Below are 2,923 nucleotides of genomic sequence, written 5' to 3'. Positions count from 1 at the left end.
GCTCTTTTTTGTTCTATTAAACTAATGACGAACACATTTTCACCACGCCACTGTGTTCTATCAATCGCAAATATCAATTGTTTCTCCTGAGATTGTCTGCTGTTTTTAACCCATCTTTTGAGTAATGGAAACCAGATGTATTGAATTGATAACTCTGGCAGTAATAAAAATCTTTGGATGCTTCGTCGCCGACTCTCAAATTTTATCGGTTGGGGAAATACTGTCGCCAGCTTCTCAATTGTCACAGTTTTATGAAATTGTAACAGCATAATCAAGATTTCCAACATCTTGTACTGTGCGGGTGTCAGTACATTTTGAAAGCAGTTTTGGTAGAATTTAGGTAACATTATCATTTGATAGGTCTTGTTGAGAATACCTGACCTATCTTTTTTTACCCCAAAACAGTCACACTCTTGTATTTCCTGAGCTTCAGCCTCTTTGTCACCCCTTCAGCCTCCGGGGTTAAAAGCGGTGACGGGAGCGTAATTAATTCCTGTTACATTTGTCAAGTCTGCCCTAGCTAAGTCTGTATAACCTTCAGCCAATGCTTGATTGACTTCAACGACACCTTCCATCAATGCAACGTCGGCTTGTGTTAGATTGGCAACTTTGCCCAAGAGACCGCTACTAGCTTCTAGGTTAGTTGTGACATTTCTACCAGGCAAAACAACTTTACCAGCAGGTAAGGTAACGCCAGGGCCAACCCGCGAGAGAAAGTTGACTACTGTGTTTCTTTCTATAGTTGCACCGTCTACTTCACAGTTGAAGGCGAGAAACGTCTCTGGAACAGTGTTGCTGAACTGAGTATTGGTAACTGGGTCGGTAAAAGGCCCGGTTGAGCCTTGAAGCCCGATTTTAGCTGCACCTTTGATTGTGGTCATGTGTGCCATAATCCTTACGGGGGGACAAAAAGGGCTAGGATGCAGATAAAATAAGCCTCATAGCCCTTTCTCCTTGTTGATAATACTTACGTTTATTAGGAGCTAGTGTCATTAATTCAGCCACCAATTCATAAGAATTTTCCATAAAATCGACCCAGTTAGACCCATATAATCCAATATAAAAACTGCTATGACGGCGAACTGTCCGCCTAGATTCTTTGATTCGACCGACATATTTTTGAACACCCATACGTTTAAATTTTTGACCAGATATAGTTGCAGCGGTATAGGCAAGTGAGATTAATAATATTAATGAAATTAAACGTTGACCTGATACATTAGTATCTTCTAAGTTATAGCCACCGCTCTTAAAATCTCTAAACATCTCTTCAATATCAAAAGGTTGTTTATAAGCCTGAATAGCCGAATCTAAATCATCTAAATTAGTTAAAATAAACCAACCCTCTTCTGGGATAACTCCAAAGCGTTTACGTTTCCATTTAGCAGCAAGGTTAAAGCTGATAAATCCTGTAGACTTTGTATATTTAATACCCTGATAAAAGAACGAAACTCCAGGCAATAAACCGGAATCTTTTAATTGCAGCCAAACTTCAGGTTATACCTCTATAAATGCATCTTTTTTAGACGTAAGCAAAAGTTCACTTTCTTCTCTGTGAGCCAGTTTGCTAGTTTCACAGAGCAAAACTCTCTATCTGCTAATACAACAGTTTCATAATTATTAAAAATAGGTAATGCTTTATTGAAAACAGCTTTTTGCTCATCAAAATTACTCGAACCTAATTTGTCTAACAACTCAAAATATATCGGAATAGACCTTTTATCCCAAACCACACTAATCATTAATAGGTTAATACATCCCCAATTAGTCCGATCTATAACTACATAAACAACTTCAGCCAAAGGAAAATATATTTCTAGCCAGCTTTTAACTATGGGAAACCATATTTCTTCAACATTTATGTAGTTCAGAGATAAAAAACGTTGAATCTTTTTTCTTCTACTTTCAAACAATATTGGAATAGGTAAAGCTGTAGCCAATGCCTCAATACGGTTCGGTTAAAGGGGAAAGGGGAAAGGTTTTCAATACATCCTTTACCCCTTACCCTTTAACCTTTTCCCAGGCCACAAGGAAAGTTCATAGTGCTTATCCGAACCGTATTGGCCAATGCCTCAAGGCTTACAGTTTTAATAGATTGTAATAAATTTATCAGGATTTTTAGTAATAAATATTCTGCACGTCCCAATTCTCGCTTGAGGTTTGTTTCGTAGAATTCTGGTAATATTATCATTAAAAAGGGCTTATTGCGAATTAATGCTCTTTTTCTTTTACCATAAATTGCTACACTACTTGCCATATATCTATTTCAGGGTATTTTGTCTCCCCTCAAGGTCTGTATTACCTTTCGATACAAAGCTAAGGCAACAATTAAAGGCAGATTTAGATGGACTACCGCCAGTACCCCAGTATTCTGAACGACCCCAAGACCCAAGCTTGGTAGTAGCACCAGATACTGCCGCTTTTTTTTAGACATTCCCTATTTATCACGAGATGCACAGTTAATGGCAATTGAATTTCAGATTCGTGCTGCTGTTAGAGATGCACTCAATCTCACCAGTCGTAAACCTTTTCGCTGGGGCGGGTTAAGTGGCTACCAGCAATTATCAGCGATTGGGGAAGTATTGCGTAGCTTACCATGCCTAGAAATTGACACTGATTATTTATCTCTATTGTCATACCAATTCACTAAAAAAATGATAGAAATAGTTAAGTCAGAAATATGAGCAGAAGTTCATGGCTGGAGTCACCAAAGTAAAAATAGAAGAATCGGCAGAGGAATTACGTGAACTGCTGAAAAAACAGAAAACAGCATTAGGAAAAGAACGTATTCAAGCATTGTATTTACTAAAGATAGGTCAGGTAAGGACAATACAAGATTTAGCGGTAGTGTTGGGAAGAGGAAGTGCCACAGTACAAAGGTGGTTCAAGGCTTATACAGAATTGGGAATCGCCAGTCTAGTAT

At 38.2% G+C, this 2,923-nt stretch carries 4 protein-coding genes and 2 pseudogenes; 2 read left to right on the top strand and 4 right to left on the bottom strand.

The features are described from left to right. The 4 genes and pseudogenes from I8751_RS17695 to I8751_RS30470 all read right to left on the bottom strand — a co-directional run. Positions 1–269 (bottom strand): annotated as a pseudogene (locus tag I8751_RS17695) (IS4 family transposase); the annotation flags it as partial. Positions 270–449: 180 nt separating this feature from the next. Further along, positions 450–881: an LbetaH domain-containing protein gene (locus I8751_RS17690; protein WP_225894222.1), complete on the bottom strand. Its 432-nt coding sequence runs from the start codon at positions 879–881 to the stop codon at positions 450–452. A gap of 34 nt (positions 882–915) precedes the next feature. Next, positions 916–1,949: pseudogene (locus I8751_RS29730) on the bottom strand (IS4 family transposase); the annotation flags it as partial. A 59-nt stretch (positions 1,950–2,008) separates the two neighbouring features. After that, positions 2,009–2,257 carry a hypothetical protein gene (locus I8751_RS30470; protein ID WP_404800437.1) on the bottom strand — a complete coding sequence of 83 codons (249 nt, stop codon included), beginning with the start codon at positions 2,255–2,257 and terminating at the stop codon, positions 2,009–2,011. Between the two features lie 205 nt (positions 2,258–2,462). Between I8751_RS30470 and I8751_RS17670 the strand changes: the two genes are divergently transcribed. Then, positions 2,463–2,684, top strand: a complete 222-nt coding sequence (locus I8751_RS17670; protein ID WP_214440439.1) for a hypothetical protein — start codon at positions 2,463–2,465, stop codon at positions 2,682–2,684. A 10-nt stretch (positions 2,685–2,694) separates the two neighbouring features. Continuing rightward, positions 2,695–2,923 (top strand): helix-turn-helix domain-containing protein (locus I8751_RS17665; protein WP_214438711.1); only part of this gene is annotated, 229 nt, incomplete at its 3' end.

This window comes from Atlanticothrix silvestris CENA357 (assembly GCF_016056295.1).
In the GTDB taxonomy this organism is placed as follows: Bacteria; Cyanobacteriota; Cyanobacteriia; order Cyanobacteriales; family Nostocaceae; genus Atlanticothrix; species Atlanticothrix silvestris.
The sequence above is the reverse complement of the archived record's forward strand: the minus strand, read 5'-3'. Positions and strand labels throughout refer to the sequence as shown.

Excerpts from the sequence above, each read along its gene's own strand:
- I8751_RS17690 (WP_225894222.1), bottom strand. The coding sequence starts at position 881 with ATGACCACAATCAAAGGTGCAGCTAAAATCGGGCTTCAAGGCTCAACC.
- I8751_RS30470 (WP_404800437.1), bottom strand. The coding sequence starts at position 2,257 with ATGGCAAGTAGTGTAGCAATTTATGGTAAAAGAAAAAGAGCATTAATT.
- I8751_RS17670 (WP_214440439.1), top strand. The coding sequence starts at position 2,463 with ATGGCAATTGAATTTCAGATTCGTGCTGCTGTTAGAGATGCACTCAAT.